Source organism: Streptomyces meridianus (assembly GCF_023703325.1).
GTDB classification, from domain to species: domain Bacteria; phylum Actinomycetota; class Actinomycetes; order Streptomycetales; family Streptomycetaceae; genus Streptomyces; species Streptomyces meridianus.
Map to the genome: position 1 here is coordinate 98,773 of NZ_JAMQGM010000028.1, position 16,300 is coordinate 115,072.

Sequence of the window (16,300 nt, forward strand, 5' to 3'; positions counted from 1 at the left end):
CGGAAAAGGAGAGCACAGCCATGGGAATCGAAGAGAAACTGCCGAGCGGCTTTCTCCTGACCACGGTGGAACAGGCCGCGGGCTGGGTGCGCAAGTCGTCCGTCTTCCCCGCCACGTTCGGCCTCGCCTGCTGCGCCATCGAGATGATGACCACCGGAGCAGGCCGCTACGACCTCGCCCGCTTCGGCATGGAGGTCTTCCGCGGCTCACCGCGCCAGGCCGACCTGATGATCGTGGCCGGCCGGGTGAGCCAGAAGATGGCCCCCGTCCTGCGCCAGGTCTACGACCAGATGCCCAACCCCAAGTGGGTCATCTCGATGGGCGTCTGCGCCTCCTCCGGAGGCATGTTCAACAACTACGCGATCGTCCAGGGCGTCGACCACATCGTGCCGGTCGACATCTATCTGCCCGGCTGCCCGCCGCGCCCCGAGATGCTGATGGACTCCATCCTCAAGCTCCACCAGAAGATCCAGGGCGAGAAGCTCGGCGTGAACCGCGAGGAAGCGGCCCGCGAGGCCGAGCAGGCGGCACTCAAGGCACTCCCGACGATCGAGATGAAGGGGCTGCTGCGGTGAGCGAGAAGTCCAACGGCGTGAACCCCGACAAGGACCTCAACGCCCAGAACCTGCCCGGCATGCGCGGCGACCACGGAGACGTCGTCGCGACCCGGCACGGCATGTTCGGCGCCAATAACGGCGGCGACACGTCCGGTTACGGCGGGCTCGTGCGGACCGTGGCCATGCCCGGCGCCGGCGCCCGCCCGTACGGCGGCTGGTTCGACGAGGTGGCCGACGAACTCGAGGGCGCCCTCGAGGAGCAGGGCCTGGAGCCCGGGAACGCCATCGAGAAGACGGTCGTCGACCGCGGTGAGCTGACCTTCCACATCGCCCGCGAGCACCTGCTCCAGGTGGCGAAGACGCTGCGGGACGACCCTGCGCTCCGCTTCGAGCTGTGCACCGGCGTCAGCGGCGTCCACTTCCCGGGCCCGGAGAGCAAGGGGCGGGAGTTGCACGCGGTCTACCACCTGCGCTCGATCACCCACAACCGGCTGATCCGGCTCGACGTGAGCGCCCCCGACAGCGATCCCCACATCCCGTCCGTCGTCCCGGTCTACCCGACCAACGACTGGCACGAGCGGGAGACCTACGACTTCTTCGGCATCGTCTTCGACGGTCACCCCGCGCTGACGCGGATCATGATGCCGGACGACTGGCAGGGCTTCCCGCAGCGCAAGGACTACCCGCTCGGCGGCATTCCCGTCGAGTACAAGGGCGCCCAGATCCCGGCTCCCGACCAGCGGAGGTCGTACTCCTGATGTCCACTTCCCACGCGACTCCTCGCGAGACCACCGAGGGCACGGTCTACACCGTCACCGGCGGCGACTGGGACGAGGTCGCCCAGGCCGCCGCGAAGACCGACGACGAGCGGATCGTCGTCAACATGGGCCCGCAGCACCCGTCCACCCACGGCGTGCTCCGGCTCATCCTGGAAATCGACGGCGAGACGGTGACCGAGGCCCGCTGCGGCATCGGCTACCTCCACACCGGCATCGAGAAGAACCTCGAGTACCGGAACTGGACGCAGGGCACCACCTTCGTCACGCGCATGGACTACCTCACCTCGTTCTACAACGAGACCGGGTACTGCCTGGCCGTGGAGAAGCTGCTCGGCATCGAGGACGACATCCCGGACCGGGCGACGATCATCCGGGTGCTGCTGATGGAGCTGAACCGGCTCTCCTCGCACCTGGTGTGCATCGCCACGGGCGGCATGGAGCTCGGCGCCACCACGATCATGATCTACGGCTTCCGGGACCGCGAGATGATCCTGGACCTGTACGAGCTGATCACCGGCCTGCGGATGAACCACGCGTACATCCGTCCCGGCGGCCTCGCCCAGGACCTGCCGCCCGGCGCGGTCGACCAGGTCCGCGAGTTCGTCAAGAAGATGAAGAAGAACATGCCGGAGTACGACAAGCTCGCCACCGGCAACCCCGTCTTCAAGGCCCGCATGCAGGGCGTCGGTCACCTCGACCTCGCCGGCTGCATGGCCCTGGGCGCGACCGGCCCGATCCTGCGCTCCGCCGGCCTGCCGCACGACCTGCGCAAGGCCCAGCCGTACTGCGGCTACGAGACGTACGACTTCGAGGTGCCGACCACCGACACCTGCGACTCCTACGGCCGCTTCCTGGTCCGGCTCGAGGAGATGCGCCAGTCGCTCGGGATCATCGAGCAGTGCCTCGACCGGCTCGAGCCCGGCCCGGTGATGGTGGGTGACAAGAAGATCGCCTGGCCCGCGCAGCTGGCGCTCGGCCCGGACGGACTCGGCAACTCGCTCGACCACATCAAGAACATCATGGGCACCTCCATGGAGGCGCTGATCCACCACTTCAAGCTGGTCACCGAGGGCTTCCGGGTCCCGCCCGGCCAGGTGTACACGGCGGTGGAGTCGCCCAAGGGCGAACTGGGAGTGCACGCCGTCAGCGACGGCGGAACCCGTCCCTACCGGGTCCACTTCCGTGACCCTTCCTTCACCAACCTCCAGGCCATGGCAGCGATGTGCGAGGGCGGCCAGGTCGCCGACGTCATCGTGGCCGTGGCGAGCATCGACCCCGTGATGGGAGGCGTCGACCGGTGACAGACGTCAGCCTGGGCATCCCGCAGATGCCCGCCCCCGACTACCCGGCCGAGGTCCGGGCCCGGCTCGAGACGGACGCCCGGGAGGTGATCGCCCGCTACCCCGACAGCCGTTCGGCGCTGCTGCCGCTGCTGCACCTCGTGCAGTCGGAGGAGGGGTACGTCACCCGCACCGGCGTGAAGTTCTGCGCCGAGATGCTCGACCTCACCACCGCCGAGGCCACCGCGGTCGCCACCTTCTACTCCATGTACCGGCGCAAGGCCGGCGGCGACTACCAGGTCGGCGTCTGCACCAACACGCTGTGCGCGGTCATGGGCGGCGACGCCATCTTCGAGGAGCTCCAGGAGCACCTGGGCGTCGGAAACGGCGAGACCACCGAGGACGGCAGGGTCACCCTCGAGCACATCGAGTGCAACGCGGCCTGCGACTTCGCCCCCGTGATCATGGTGAACTGGGAGTTCTTCGACAACCAGACGCCGGAGTCCGCGAAGGGCCTCGTCGACGACCTGCGGGCCGGGCGCACCGTCGAACCCACCCGCGGCGCCCCGCTGTGCTCCTTCAAGGAGACCTCCCGCATCCTCGCCGGCTTCCCCGACACCCGTGACGGCGCGGTCTCGGCCACCGGCGGCGCCGGCCCCGCCTCGCTCGCCGGGCTCCGCCTGGCCCGCGGCGAGGCCGAGCCCGGCAAGGTCGTCTCGCCCCGCTCCGGGTCCGCGGCCCCGCGCACCGGCCCCGACGCCGAGTCGGCCGCGCGGCACGACAGTTCGCACGACGCCCCGCAGAAGACGTCCGCCTCCGACCCCGAGCACCCGGCCGGACCGGTCGCCGAGGAGGGTGAGTGATGACCGTGGCAGCCCACGACGTGGAAGAGACCAGCCCCGAGAAGTTGCTGTCGCCCGTCCTCTCGTCCTTCTGGGACCAGCCCGAGTCGTGGACGCTGGAGACCTACCTCCGGCACGACGGCTACCAGGGGCTGCGCAAGGCCCTCGCGATGCCGCCGGACGACGTGATCGCCCTGGTCAAGGAATCCGGCCTGCGCGGCCGCGGCGGCGCAGGCTTCCCCACCGGCATGAAATGGCAGTTCATCCCGCAGGGCGACGGCAAGCCGCACTACCTCGTCGTCAACGCCGACGAGTCCGAGCCCGGCACCTGCAAGGACATCCCGCTCCTCTTCGCCAACCCGCACTCGCTGATCGAAGGCATGATCATCGCGTGCCACGCGATCCGCTCGAGCCACGCCTTCATCTACCTGCGCGGCGAGGTCGTGCCGGTGCTGCGGCGGCTGCACGAGGCGGTGCGCGAGGCGTACGAGGCGGGCTACCTCGGCCGGAACATCCTCGACTCCGGATTCGACCTGGACATCGTCGTCCACGCCGGAGCCGGCGCGTACATCTGCGGTGAGGAGACCGCGCTCCTCGACTCCCTCGAGGGACGCCGCGGCCAGCCCCGGCTGCGCCCGCCGTTCCCGGCGGTCGCGGGCCTGTACGCCTGCCCGACCGTGGTCAACAACGTGGAGTCCATCGCCTCGGTCCCGGCCATCCTGCACAAGGGCAAGGACTGGTTCCGCTCGATGGGCAGCGAGAAGTCGCCCGGCTTCACGCTGTACTCGCTCTCCGGCCACGTCGCCGGCCCCGGCCAGTACGAGGCACCGCTCGGCATCACGCTGCGGCAACTGCTCGAGATGAGCGGCGGCATGCGCCCCGGCCACCGGCTGAAGTTCTGGACCCCCGGCGGATCCTCCACCCCGCTGCTCACCGACGAGCACCTCGACGTCCCCCTGGACTACGAGGGCGTCGGCGAGGCCGGATCCATGCTCGGCACCAAGGCCCTCCAGTGCTTCGACGAGACCACCTGCGTGGTCCGCGCCGTCACCCGCTGGACGGAGTTCTACGCCCACGAGTCCTGCGGCAAGTGCACGCCGTGCCGCGAAGGCACCTACTGGCTCGTCCAGTTGCTGCGCGACATCGAGGCGGGCAAGGGCCGCATGGCGGACCTCGACAAGCTCAACGACATCGCCGACAACATCAACGGCAAGTCGTTCTGCGCCCTCGGCGACGGCGCCGCCAGCCCGATCTTCTCCTCGCTCAAGTACTTCCGCGAGGAGTACGAGCAGCACATCACCGGCGGAGGCTGCCCCTTCGATCCGGCGAAGTCCACCGTCTGGGCCGACGACCACACGAACGCCAACAAGGGGGTGCTCGCGTAACCATGACTGTCACCACGAACAACGCCCCCACGGGCGGCGGCGAGGCGGCCGTACCACCGGAAGACCTCGTGTCCGTCTCCATCGACGGCGTCGAGATCTCCGTCCCCAAGGGGACGCTGGTGATCCGGGCCGCCGAGCTCCTCGGCATCGAGATCCCGCGCTTCTGCGACCACCCGCTGCTCGACCCGGCAGGCGCCTGCCGGCAGTGCATCGTCGAGGTCGAGGGCCAGCGCAAGCCGATGGCCTCGTGCACCATCACCTGCACCGACGGGATGGTGGTCAGGACCCAGCTCACCTCGCCGGTGGCCGAGAAGGCCCAGCGCGGGGTGATGGAGCTGCTGCTCATCAACCACCCGCTGGACTGCCCGGTCTGCGACAAGGGCGGCGAGTGCCCGCTGCAGAACCAGGCGATGAGCGCGGGCCGGGCCGACAGCCGCTTCGAGGGGAAGAAGCGGACCTTCGAGAAGCCGGTCCCGATCTCCACCCAGGTTCTGCTGGACCGCGAGCGCTGCGTGCTCTGCGCCCGCTGCACCCGGTTCTCCAACCAGATCGCCGGCGACCCGATGATCGAGCTGCTCGAACGCGGCGCGCTCCAGCAGGTCGGCACCGGAGAGGGCGACCCCTTCGAGTCGTACTTCTCCGGCAACACCATCCAGATCTGCCCGGTCGGCGCCCTGACCTCGGCCGCCTACCGGTTCCGCTCCCGTCCGTTCGACCTCGTCTCGTCGCCGAGCGTGTGCGAGCACTGCGCCGGAGGCTGTGCGACCCGCACCGACCACCGGCGCGGCAAGGTCATGCGCCGCCTGGCGGCCGACGACCCGCAGGTCAACGAGGAGTGGATCTGCGACAAGGGCCGCTTCGGCTTCCGCTACGCGCAGCGTCCCGACCGCCTCACCACCCCGCTGGTGCGCAACGCGGAGACCGGTGAGCTGGAGACGGCGAGCTGGCCCGAGGCGCTGGAGGCGGCGGCGAAGGGCCTGGCGGCGGCGAAGGGCCGTACCGGCGTGCTGACCGGCGGCCGGCTGACCGTCGAGGACGCCTACGCCTACGCCAAGTTCGCGCGCGTCGCCCTCGACACCAACGACATCGACTTCCGCGCCCGCGTCCACAGCGGTGAGGAGTCGGAGTTCCTGGCCGCGCACGTCGTCGGACGCGGTGTCAGCCTGGACGGGTCGGGCGTCTCGTACGCCTCGCTCGAGCAGGCCCCGGCCGTGCTGCTGGTGGGGTTCGAATCCGAGGAGGAGTCCCCGGGCGTCTTCCTGCGGCTGCGCAAGGCGCACCGCAAGTACGGACAGCGCCTGTTCGCGCTCGCCACCCACGCCACCCGCGGTCTGACGAAGGCGGGCGGCACCCTGCTGCCTGCCGCCCCCGGTACCGAGCCGGCCTGGCTCAACGCCCTCGGCACCGGGGCCGGCCTCGAAGGCGCGGGCCGCGAGGCGTCGGAGGCGCTGCGCACCGAGGGCGCCGTGATCGTCGTCGGCGAGCGGCTGGCGGGGGTGCCGGGTGCGCTGAGTGCGGTCGTCCGCACCGCCACCGCCACCGGCGCCGCACTGGTGTGGGTCCCGCGTCGGGCCGGTGAGCGCGGCGCGCTCGAGGCGGGCGCGCTGGCCGGGCTGCTGCCCGGCGGACGCCCCGCCACCGACCCCCGCGCCCGGGACGAGGTCGCGGCCGTCTGGGGCGGCACGCTGCCGCACGGGCACGGACGGGACACCGGCGAGATCGTCGAGGCCGCGGCCGGCGGCGCGCTGGGCGCGCTGCTCGTCGCGGGCGTCGAGGTCGCGGACCTGCCCGACCCGAAGCGGGCCGCCGAGGCGCTGGATGCGGTCGGCTTCCTCGTCAGCCTGGAGCAGCGGCCCTCGGAGGTCACCGAGCGGGCCGACGTGGTCCTGCCGGTCGCGGCGGTCGTCGAGAAGGCGGGCACCTTCCTCAACTGGGAGGGCCGGGGCCGGCCGTTCGAGGCCGCCGTGAAGCCCGACCAGATGACGCGTCGCGGGACCACCCCCGACGGCCGCGTGCTGCACATGCTCGCGGACGCCATGGACACCCCGCTCGGGCTGCCCGACGTCCGCGCCGCGCGCGCCGAGCTGGAGCGCCTGGGCACCTGGACCGGCGCACGTGCCGCCGAACCGGACGTCCGGGCGGCGAAGCCGGCCGAACCCGGCCGCGGCGAGGCCGTGCTCGCGAGCCACCGGATGCTGCTCGACCGGGGTCGTCTCCAGGACGGCGACGAGGCGCTGGCGGGCACCCGGCACGCTGCGGTCGCCCGGCTCTCCGCCGCCACGGCCGAGGAGGCCGGCGTCCGGGACGGCGAGCCGGTGCAGGTCTGCGGACCGCACGGTTCGGTCCGCCTCCCGCTCCAGGTCACCCCGATGCCCGACCGGGTGGTGTGGCTGCCGGGCAACTCCGCCGGTGAGTCCACCCTCCAGCGTGAACTGGGCTCCGTTCCGGGCCAGTCGGTAACGATCTCCGCCGCCGAGGAGGTGCAGGCATGATCGGGCACCTGGCAGCCGGGACCGTGCTGGCGCAGGAAGACCTGTCGATGTTCGGCCGCGACCCGTGGTGGCTGGTCGTCATCAAGGCGGTCTTCTGCTTCGCGTTCCTGATGCTGACCGTGCTGTTCTCGATCGTCTGGGAACGCAAGGTCGTCGCGTGGATGCAGCTGCGCATCGGCCCCAACCGGCACGGCCCCTGGGGCATGCTCCAGAGCCTCGCCGACGGCATCAAGCTGATGCTGAAGGAAGACGTCATCGTCAAGCGGGCCGACAAGCTCGTGTACGTGCTGGCGCCGATCGTCGCCGCGATCCCGGCCTTCATGGCGATCGCGGTGATCCCGTTCGGTCCGGCCGGCAACGAGATCTCGATCTTCGGCCAGCGCACCGCGATGCAGCTCACCGACCTGCCGATCGCGGTCCTCTACATCCTGGCCGTCGCCTCCGTCGGCATCTACGGCATCGTGCTCGCCGGATGGTCGTCCGGCTCGACGTACCCGCTGCTCGGCGGCCTGCGCTCGTGCGCGCAGATGATCTCCTACGAGATCGCGATGGGCGCCGCGTTCGCCTCGGTGTTCCTCTACTCCGGCTCGATGTCGACGTCGGCGATCGTGGACGCCCAGCAGGACCGCTGGTTCATCGCGCTGCTGCCGGTGTCGTTCCTCATCTACGTCGCGACGATGGTCGGTGAGACGAACCGGGCCCCGTTCGACATGCCGGAGTCCGAGGGCGACCTGGTCGGCGGCTTCAACACCGAGTACTCGTCCATCAAGTTCGCGATGTTCATGCTCGCCGAGTACGTGAACATGGTGACGGTCTCGGCGGTCGCGACCACCCTGTTCCTGGGCGGCTGGCGGGCCCCGTACCCGATCAGCACCCTCTGGGAGGGCGCGAACCACGGCTGGTGGCCGCTGCTCTGGTTCACCGTCAAGGTGCAGCTGCTGCTGTTCTTCTTCATCTGGCTGCGCGGCACGCTGCCCCGCGTGCGCTACGACCAGCTGATGAAGCTCGGCTGGAAGGTCCTCATCCCGGTCTCGGTGGTCTGGCTGATGCTGGTCGCCACCGTGCGGGCGCTGCGCAACGAGAACTACGACTTCCAGAACATCGTGCTCTACGTGGGCGGAGCGGTCATCACCGTCCTGCTGCTGTCGTTCCTGGTCGACCTCTTCCGGGACCGCGACCGCAGGAAGGCCGAGCAGGAGTCCGCGGAGTCGGCTGCCGAGTTCGACCCGATGGCAGGAGGGTTCCCGGTGCCGCCGCTGCCCGGGCAGACCCTGCCGCCCGTTCCGCGCCGGCGGTCCCGCCACGAGCGCACGCTCGTCGGCAGCGGTCCGGCGACCACCGCAACGTCCCCGGGGGACACGTCCGAACCCCCGGCCGGCACAGGTAAGGAGGCCGACGATGCCTGACGGCAGCATCCCCGGGAACGAGAACTCCCGAACCCCCTTGTTGGGGCCGGTCGCCGGCTTCGGCGTGACCTTCAAGGCCATGTTCAAGAAGCGGCTGACCGAGCAGTACCCGGAGTACAAGAAGCCGACGGCGCCGCGCTTCCACGGCCGGCACCAGCTCAACCGGCACCCGGACGGTCTCGAGAAGTGCATCGGCTGCGAGCTGTGCGCCTGGGCCTGCCCGGCGGACGCCATCTACGTGGAGGGCGCGGACAACACCGACGAGGAGCGCTACTCCCCGGGGGAGCGTTACGGCCGCGTCTACCAGATCAACTACCTGCGCTGCATCCTGTGCGGGCTCTGCGTCGAGGCGTGCCCGACCCGGGCGCTGACCATGACCAACGAGTACGAACTCGCCGACAGCTCACGTGAGTCGCTCATCTACACCAAGGAGGAGCTGCTCGCCGGGCTGGAGGAGGGCATGGTCGACTCCCCGCACGCGATCTTCCCCGGCATGGACGAGCAGGACTACTACCGCGGGCTGGTCACCGAGGCAGCGCCCGGCACCGAACGGCAGACCGCCGTGTCCAAGGGGGAGGCCCCGCAGGAGGGTGCCTCGGACTTCGGGCCGAACGAGCCGGCGTCGGAGAGGGTGATCAAGAAGTGAGCACCCTCGCAGCAGCGGCCTCGGCCACCTCGACGGCGGAGACGGTGCAGTTCTGGCTCCTCGGCACGGTCGCCGTGCTCGGGGCACTGGGCACGGTCCTGTCGAAGAAGGCCGTGCACTCCGCACTCTGCCTGGCCGGGACCATGATCGTCCTGGCCGTCTTCTACCTCGCCAACGGCGCCTACTTCCTCGGCATCGTGCAGGTCGTCGTCTACACCGGCGCGATCATGATGCTGTTCCTGTTCGTGGTCATGCTCGTCGGCGTCACCGCGGCCGACTCGCTGAAGGAGACCCTGAAGGGCCAGCGCCTGCTGACGGCCGTCTGCGGTCTGGGCTTCGGCGTCCTGCTCATCGCCGGCATCGGCCACGCCTCGCTGCGCTCCTTCACCGGACTCGGCGACGCGAACGCGGGCGGCAACGTGCAGAGCCTGGCGGCACTCATCTTCACCAAGTACGTGTTCGCGTTCGAGATCACCGGCGCACTGCTGATCACCGCGGCGGTGGGGGCCATGGTGCTCACGCACCGCGAACGCATCGAGCGGGCCGCCACCCAGCGGGAGCAGGCCGCGGCCCGCGTCCGCTCCGGCAAGCAGGTCCCGCCGCTGCCCGCGCCCGGCGTGTACGCCCGGCACAACGCCGTGGACATCCCCGGCCTGCTGCCCGACGGCACGCCGTCCGAGCTCACCGTCAACCCGACCCTGCGGTCGCGTGGCCAGATCCGGGACGTCTCCGGCGAGGCGCTGTCCGACCTGGCCGCGCTCGAACAGCGCTCCGCGGAGCGGCTGGAACGGGGCACCGGTGAGGGCAGGGGCGGCCGCAACGGCGGCACGAACGACAACGGCAACGGAAACGGCGCCCGTACCGAGGAGGCCGCCCAATGAACCCGGTCAACTACCTCTATCTCGCGGCGCTGTTGTTCAGCATCGGTGCCGCCGGGGTGCTGATCCGGCGGAACGCCATCGTCGTCTTCATGTGTGTCGAGCTGATGCTGAACGCCTGCAACCTGGCCTTCGTCACGTTCTCGCGCATGCACGGCAACCTCGACGGGCAGATCATCGCGTTCTTCACGATGGTCGTCGCGGCGGCCGAGGTCGTCGTCGGCCTGGCGATCATCGTGATGATCTTCCGTTCCCGCCACTCGGCCTCGGTCGACGACGCCAGCCTGATGAAGCTGTAAGGGGTCGAATCAGTGGAGAACATCATCGGATTGCTCGTCGCCCTACCGCTGCTCGGCGCTGCCGTGCTGCTGTGCGGCGGCAGGCGACTTGACCGAACGGGCCACTGGCTCGGCACGATCCTCGCCGCGTCGTCCTTTGTGGTCGGCGCGGTGCTTTTCGCCGACATGCTCGGCCGGAGCGGCGACGACCGCACGCTCCACCAGTTCCTGTTCAGCTGGATCCCGGTCGGTGGCTTCCGGGCGGACGTCGCCTTCCAGCTCGACCAGCTGTCGATGACCTTCGTGCTGCTGATCACGGGTGTGGGCACGCTGATCCACATCTACTCCATCGGCTACATGGAGCACGACGAGCGCCGCCGCCGGTTCTTCGGCTACCTCAACCTGTTCCTCGCGGCGATGGTCCTGCTGGTCATCGCCGACAACTACCTGCTGCTGTACGTCGGCTGGGAGGGCGTCGGCCTGGCCTCGTACCTCCTGATCGGGTTCTGGCAGCACAAGCCGAGTGCGGCGACCGCGGCGAAGAAGGCGTTCATCGTCAACCGCGTGGGCGACATGGGCCTGTCCATCGCGATCATGCTGATGTTCACCACCTTCGGCACGTTCGCCTTCGGCCCGGTGCTGAAGTCCGCGGGGGACGCCTCCGAGGGCACGCTCACCGCGATCGGCCTGATGCTGCTGCTGGCCGCGTGCGGCAAGTCGGCCCAGGTGCCGTTGCAGTCCTGGCTCGGTGACGCGATGGAGGGTCCGACCCCGGTCTCCGCGCTCATCCACGCCGCGACCATGGTGACCGCCGGCGTCTACCTGATCACCCGGTCCGGGGCGATCTTCAACGGCGCTCCGGACGCCCAGCTGGCGGTGGTCACGGTCGGCGCGGTGACGCTCCTGTTCGGTGCGATCGTCGGTTGCGCGAAGGACGACATCAAGAAGGCCCTCGCCGGCTCGACGATGTCGCAGATCGGCTACATGATCCTGGCGGCGGGCCTCGGCCCGATCGGCTACGTGTTCGCGATCATGCACCTGGTCACGCACGGCTTCTTCAAGGCCGGCCTCTTCCTCGGCGCCGGTTCGGTCATGCACGGCATGAACGACGAGGTCGACATGCGGAAGTTCGGGGGCCTGCGGAAGTACATGCCGATCACGTACGTCACGTTCGGCCTCGGCTACCTGGCGATCATCGGGTTCCCGGGCCTGTCCGGGTTCTGGTCCAAGGACAAGATCATCGAGGCGGCGTTCGCCAAGGGCGGCACCGAGGGCTGGATCCTCGGCGCGGCGGCCTTGCTCGGCGCGGCCATCACCGCGTACTACATGACGCGCGTGATGCTGCTGACGTTCTTCGGCGAGAAGCGCTGGCAGCCGACGCCCTCGCCGGACGAGCCCAGCGCGGAGCCGGCCGCGGACAGCGCCGGGGGCGGCGAGATGCCGCACCCGCACGAGTCCCCGAAGTCGATGACTGTCCCCATGATCGTGCTCGCCTTCGGATCGGTCTTCGCCGGCGGTCTGTTCAGCCTGAACGACTCGTTCCTCCACTGGCTGGAACCGGTCACGGGTCACTCGCACGGCCACTCGCCGCTCAGCGCACTGACCGTCACGCTGGCCACGATGGCCGTACTCGTCGTCGGTGTCGCCATCGCCTGGGCGCAGTACGGACGCAAGCCGGTCCCGGTCACCGCACCGCGCGGCTCGCTGCTCACCCGGGCGGCCCGCCGCGACCTGCTGCAGGACGACTTCAACCACGTCGCCCTCGTCACGCCGGGCCAGTACTTGACGCGGGGTCTGGTCTACCTCGACCACTCGGTGGTCGACGGAGTGGTCAACGGCACCGCGGCCGCGTTCGGCGGGCTCTCCGGCCGGATGCGGAAACTCCAGAACGGCTACGCCCGCTCCTACGCGGTCTCGATGTTCGGCGGTGCGGCGATCCTGATCGCCGCGACCCTGCTGATGAGGGCGGTCTGAGATGTCATTTCCCCTGCTGACGGCCACGGCCGTGGTGCCCGCGCTCGGCGCGATCGCCACCGCCGCGGTTCCGGCCGCGAAGAGGACGGCGGCCAAGTGGCTGGCGCTGCTGTTCTCGCTCGCAACCCTGGCCCTCGCGGCTCTGGTGGCGGTGCGCTTCGAACCCGGCGGCGACCGCTACCAGCTGACCGAGTCCCGGTCGTGGATCGCCGACTTCGGGGTGCGCTACGAACTGGGCGTCGACGGCATCGCGGTCGCGCTGATCGCCCTGACCGCGGTCCTCGTCCCGTTCGTGATCCTCGCCGGCTGGCACGACGCCGACCCCCTGGAGGGAAAGGAGCCCAACCGCCGCTGGCGGCCCACCCAGGGCTTCTTCGCGCTGATCCTCATGGTCGAGGCGATGGTGGTGATCTCCTTCGAGGCCACCGACGTCTTCCTCTTCTACATCTTCTTCGAAGCCATGCTGATCCCGATGTACTTCCTCATCGGCGGCTTCGGGGACCGGGCGCACGCCGCCGGTGACGACGAGGCCGCGAAGCAGCGCAGCTACGCCGCGGTCAAGTTCCTGCTGTACAACCTGGCCGGCGGGCTGATCATGCTGGCCGCGGTCATCGGGCTGTTCGTCGTCACCAGCGACCAGCTTGGCTCCGGCACGTTCTCGCTCCAGGAGATCGTCCGGGCCCGCGGCGCCGGCGAGCTGACCATGGACGCCACCACCGAGCGGCTGCTCTTCCTCGGCTTCTTCTTCGCCTTCGCGGTGAAGGCCCCGCTGTGGCCGCTGCACACCTGGCTGCCGAACGCGATGGGCGAGTCGACCGCTCCGGTCGCCGTGCTGATCACCGCGGTGGTCGACAAGGTCGGCACGTTCGCGATGCTCCGCTTCTGCCTCCAGTTGTTCCCGGAGGCGTCGAAGTGGGCCACGCCGGTGATCGTCGTCCTCGCGCTGATCAGCATCATCTACGGCGCGCTGCTCGCGGTCGGCCAGCGGGACATCAAGCGGCTGGTCGCCTACGCCTCCATCTCCCACTTCGGGTTCATCGTCCTCGGCATCTTCGCGATGACGACCCAGGGGCAGAGCGGTGCGACGCTCTACATGGTCAACCACGGGATCTCGACGGCGGCGCTGATGCTGGTCGCCGGCTTCCTGATCTCGCGGCGCGGCTCGCGGCTCATCGCCGACTACGGCGGCGTGCAGAAGGTCGCTCCGGTGCTCGCCGGAACCTTCCTGGTCGGCGGTCTGGCCACCCTCTCGCTCCCGGGTCTCGCGCCGTTCGTCAGCGAGTTCCTGGTGCTGGTGGGCACGTTCAGCCGCTACCCGGCGGCGGGCATCGTGGCGACGCTCGGCATCGTGCTGGCCGCGCTGTACGTCCTGGTGCTCTACCAGCGCACCATGACCGGGCCGGTCAAGGAGAGCGTACGGGCCATGCCCGACCTCAGGATCCGTGAACTCGCGGTCGTCGGACCGCTGATCGCGCTCCTGCTGGTGCTCGGTGTCTACCCGAAGCCGCTGACGGACATCGTGAACCCGGCCGTCCAGCAGACCATGTCCGACGTTCACCAGAAGGACCCGAAGCCGGAGCTGGAGGCCGCGAAGTGAGCACTGCGGTAGATGTCCACAACCTGTGGACAATGGCGGCCGATCCCGTCGAGAAGATTCCGGCCCCGCACATCGAGTACGCCCAGCTGTCACCCACGCTGATCGTCATCGGTGTCGCTCTGGTCGGTGTGCTGGTCGAGGCGTTCCTGCCGCGGCGCAGCCGGTACTACGTCCAGTTGCTGCTGACGGTGGTCGCCCTCGCGGCCGGCTTCGCGGCGGTGGTCGGCCTGGCCGCGGGCGGGTTCGGTGGTGCCAAGGCCCACGTTGCCGCGATGGGTGCGCTGGCGGTGGACGGCCCGGCGCTGTTCCTCCAGGGCACGATCCTGCTCGTCGGGCTGGTGGCGGTCTTCACCTTCGCGGAGCGCCGGCTGGATCCGGCCGCGCACGGCAACCGGGTCGACTCGTTCGCCGCGCAGGCGGCCTCGGCGCCCGGCAGTGCGGGTGAACAGGCCGCGGTCAAGGCCGGGTTCACCACCACCGAGGTCTTCCCGATCCTGCTGTTCGCGATCGGCGGGATGCTCGTCTTCCCGGCGGCCAACGACCTGCTGACCCTGTTCATCGCGCTGGAGGTCTTCTCCCTCCCGCTGTACGTGCTGTGCGCCCTCGCCCGTCGGCAGCGGCTGCTGTCGCAGGAGTCGGCGGTCAAGTACTTCCTGCTCGGCGCCTTCTCCTCGGCCTTCCTCCTGTTCGGCATCGCACTCCTCTACGGCTACGCGGGCACGGTCTCGTACGCCGGGATCGCGAACGTCGTCGAGGGCAGGCCGGGATCGGTCAACGGGGCTCTCGCCGGGACCATGGGCAACGACGTGCTGCTGCTGATCGGCGGCGCCATGCTGCTGATGGGCCTGCTGTTCAAGGTCGGCGCGGTGCCGTTCCACATGTGGACGCCGGACGTCTACCAGGGCGCGCCGACCCCGGTCACCGGCTTCATGGCCGCGGCCACCAAGGTCGCCGCGTTCGGCGCGCTGCTGCGCCTGCTGTACGTGGTGCTGCCGGGGCTGCGCTGGGACTGGCGGCCGGTCATGTGGGGCGTCGCGATCGTGACGATGCTGGTCGGTGCGATCGTCGCGATCACCCAGACCGATGTGAAACGGTTGCTGGCGTACTCCTCGATCGCGCACGCCGGATTCATCCTCGCCGGTGTCATCGCCACCACGCAGGACGGCATCTCGTCGGTGCTCTTCTACCTGCTGGCGTACTCCTTCGTGACGCTCGGCGCGTTCGCCGTCGTCACGCTGGTGCGCGACGCGGGCGGCGAGGCCACCCACCTGTCCAAGTGGGCGGGGCTCGGGCGTCGTTCGCCGCTGGTGGCCGCGGTCTTCGCGATCTTCCTGCTGGCCTTCGCGGGCATCCCGCTGACCTCCGGGTTCGCGGGCAAGTTCGCGGTCTTCAAGGCCGCCGCGGAGGGCGGCGCGGGACCGCTGGTGGTCGTCGGTGTGATCTCGTCCGCCATCGCCGCGTTCTTCTACATCCGGGTGATCGTGCTGATGTTCTTCAGCGAGCCGAAGCCGGAGGGGCCGTCGGTGGCGGTGCCGAGCCCGCTGACCATGACGGCGATCGCGCTGGGAGTGGCGGTGACGCTCGTCCTGGGTGTGGTGCCGCAGTACTTCCTGGACCTGGCGGGACAGGCGAGCACCTTCGTGCGCTGACGCCGCCGTCCCTGTTCGCGTGGTGCCCCGGAGCCCTGGTTCCGGGGCACCGCTGCGTCATGCGGCGGGCCGGGATGCCGCCGGTGTCACCTTCTCGGCCCCCCGGAAGACGACCGGCTTCGACTCCGCCCGCACCCGCCGCCTCGACCCCGAACCCCCGAGCCTCCCCCGGCCCGGACGTTCGCCCGCAACGTCGCGTAGGCGTCCACCACCTTCTTCACCGTGCGCACCGCCGGCTGCACCGACAACCCGAAGCCGGCCTTCAACTCGGCGTAGACGAGCTTCTGCAGGTCGTTGCGGGAGAACACGCCGGCCTCGAACGCCGCCACCGACGCCCGGCCCGCCGCCTCGTTGCACGCGCGCAGCGTCGCCTCCGGCGCCACCACCTGCTCCGGCGTCGGAAGAAGCTTCACCTGCACCACCAACTTCACCCCGCCAACCTGAACAAGCCCACTGACAATGCGACCTGAGCTGCGACGAAGCGAGAACGACGACGCTCCGCGCCGCCGAACCAAGGAGCCGATTCCTCCCGGCCCT

14 protein-coding genes are annotated in these 16,300 nt (G+C 69.9%); 13 read left to right on the forward strand and 1 reads right to left on the reverse strand.

Annotated elements, in window-relative coordinates; translation table 11 throughout:
* Positions 1 to 20 precede the first annotated feature (20 nt).
* The 13 genes from M1E25_RS13525 to nuoN are packed head-to-tail and all read left to right on the forward strand — an operon-like array spanning position 21 to position 15,763.
* Positions 21 to 575 carry a NuoB/complex I 20 kDa subunit family protein gene (locus tag M1E25_RS13525; protein ID WP_251414799.1) on the forward strand — a complete coding sequence of 185 codons (555 nt, stop codon included), beginning with the start codon at positions 21 to 23 and terminating at the stop codon, positions 573 to 575.
* Complete coding sequence (locus tag M1E25_RS13530; protein WP_308290425.1) at positions 572 to 1,315, forward strand: NADH-quinone oxidoreductase subunit C; 744 nt, start codon at positions 572 to 574, stop codon at positions 1,313 to 1,315. The genes M1E25_RS13525 and M1E25_RS13530 overlap by 4 nt, the downstream gene beginning before the upstream one ends.
* The gene (locus tag M1E25_RS13535; RefSeq protein ID WP_251414802.1) at positions 1,315 to 2,637 is read left to right on the forward strand and encodes an NADH-quinone oxidoreductase subunit D; all 1,323 of its coding nucleotides are present in this window, start codon (positions 1,315 to 1,317) and stop codon (positions 2,635 to 2,637) included. Before M1E25_RS13530 ends, M1E25_RS13535 begins: the two co-directional genes overlap by 1 nt.
* A gap of 26 nt (positions 2,638 to 2,663) precedes the next feature.
* Positions 2,664 to 3,479, forward strand: coding sequence for an NADH-quinone oxidoreductase subunit NuoE (nuoE, locus tag M1E25_RS13540; RefSeq protein ID WP_251414903.1), 816 nt, complete (start codon positions 2,664 to 2,666; stop codon positions 3,477 to 3,479).
* Positions 3,479 to 4,843, forward strand: a complete 1,365-nt coding sequence (gene nuoF, locus M1E25_RS13545; protein WP_251414805.1) for an NADH-quinone oxidoreductase subunit NuoF — start codon at positions 3,479 to 3,481, stop codon at positions 4,841 to 4,843. Before nuoE ends, nuoF begins: the two co-directional genes overlap by 1 nt.
* Positions 4,844 to 4,845: 2 nt before the next feature.
* Positions 4,846 to 7,335 carry an NADH-quinone oxidoreductase subunit G gene (locus M1E25_RS13550; RefSeq protein WP_251414810.1) on the forward strand — a complete coding sequence of 830 codons (2,490 nt, stop codon included), beginning with the start codon at positions 4,846 to 4,848 and terminating at the stop codon, positions 7,333 to 7,335.
* Entirely contained in the window at positions 7,332 to 8,741 is a 1,410-nt protein-coding gene (nuoH, locus tag M1E25_RS13555) for an NADH-quinone oxidoreductase subunit NuoH (protein WP_251414813.1), read from the forward strand. The genes M1E25_RS13550 and nuoH overlap by 4 nt, the downstream gene beginning before the upstream one ends.
* Complete coding sequence (nuoI, locus tag M1E25_RS13560) at positions 8,734 to 9,387, forward strand: NADH-quinone oxidoreductase subunit NuoI (RefSeq protein ID WP_251414816.1); 654 nt, start codon at positions 8,734 to 8,736, stop codon at positions 9,385 to 9,387. The genes nuoH and nuoI overlap by 8 nt, the downstream gene beginning before the upstream one ends.
* Positions 9,384 to 10,268 (forward strand): NADH-quinone oxidoreductase subunit J, encoded by an 885-nt coding sequence (locus M1E25_RS13565; RefSeq protein ID WP_251414819.1) that lies wholly within the window; start codon positions 9,384 to 9,386, stop codon positions 10,266 to 10,268. The genes nuoI and M1E25_RS13565 overlap by 4 nt, the downstream gene beginning before the upstream one ends.
* Complete coding sequence (nuoK, locus tag M1E25_RS13570; protein ID WP_251414822.1) at positions 10,265 to 10,564, forward strand: NADH-quinone oxidoreductase subunit NuoK; 300 nt, start codon at positions 10,265 to 10,267, stop codon at positions 10,562 to 10,564. Before M1E25_RS13565 ends, nuoK begins: the two co-directional genes overlap by 4 nt.
* 12 nt (positions 10,565 to 10,576) lie before the next feature.
* Positions 10,577 to 12,517 carry an NADH-quinone oxidoreductase subunit L gene (gene nuoL / locus M1E25_RS13575; protein WP_251414824.1) on the forward strand — a complete coding sequence of 647 codons (1,941 nt, stop codon included), beginning with the start codon at positions 10,577 to 10,579 and terminating at the stop codon, positions 12,515 to 12,517.
* Between the two features lies 1 nt (position 12,518).
* Positions 12,519 to 14,114 carry an NADH-quinone oxidoreductase subunit M gene (locus tag M1E25_RS13580; RefSeq protein WP_251414827.1) on the forward strand — a complete coding sequence of 532 codons (1,596 nt, stop codon included), beginning with the start codon at positions 12,519 to 12,521 and terminating at the stop codon, positions 14,112 to 14,114.
* Between the two features lie 32 nt (positions 14,115 to 14,146).
* Positions 14,147 to 15,763, forward strand: a complete 1,617-nt coding sequence (gene nuoN / locus M1E25_RS13585) for an NADH-quinone oxidoreductase subunit NuoN (RefSeq protein ID WP_251414905.1) — start codon at positions 14,147 to 14,149, stop codon at positions 15,761 to 15,763.
* A gap of 86 nt (positions 15,764 to 15,849) precedes the next feature.
* Here nuoN and M1E25_RS13590 read toward each other — a convergent pair whose 3' ends face one another.
* Positions 15,850 to 16,194, reverse strand: coding sequence for a hypothetical protein (locus tag M1E25_RS13590; protein ID WP_251414829.1), 345 nt, complete (start codon positions 16,192 to 16,194; stop codon positions 15,850 to 15,852).
* Positions 16,195 to 16,300: the final 106 nt, after the last annotated feature.